The 481-nt window shown below is 57.2% G+C and carries 2 pseudogenes; both read right to left on the reverse strand.

The annotated features are described in order from the left end of the window. A pseudogene (locus AC1DH9_RS30890) lies at positions 1-246 on the reverse strand (hypothetical protein); the annotation flags it as partial. Positions 247-317: 71 nt separating this feature from the next. Continuing rightward, positions 318-481, reverse strand: a pseudogene (locus tag AC1DH9_RS30895) (transcriptional regulator); the annotation flags it as partial.

A 481-nucleotide genomic window follows, 5' to 3' on the forward strand; every position in this document is an offset into this window, starting at 1 on the left:
GCCCTTCCCTGTAAGGAAGATCAACGGTAATCGCATGACCCGCCCTTCCCTGTAAGGAAGATCAACGGTAATCGCATGACCCTGGCCATCCAGCACGCGGCCACGGGCAATCCTGTCCAGCCATTGTTCGCGACCAATGGCGCTGAAGTGTTCGCACAGACAATCGAGAACGGTCAACCAGGCGCCTGGCGGCAGGTACAGCGTGCTGGCCTGATTCTGTGCCGCGGAAAAAGATGAGGTGGACATACGAAAGCTCTGGCCCTAATGCAGGGGGGCATTATCCAACAAGGACCCGAACGATGTCGCCCTCATGATTATCATGCGGTCAGCGACACTCGCTGAGCCGCCGCGTCGGTATATTCCTTCAGCCAGCGCAATACATCGACAGCCTCCCAACGGCCGGGATCATAAAGCGCATACAACAACCCTTGATAACCCACGACATCCAGTTGGCGGTGGTAACCCGCACGCTGAAACAAGG

The organism is Pseudomonas sp. 05T35 (genome assembly GCF_056396605.1).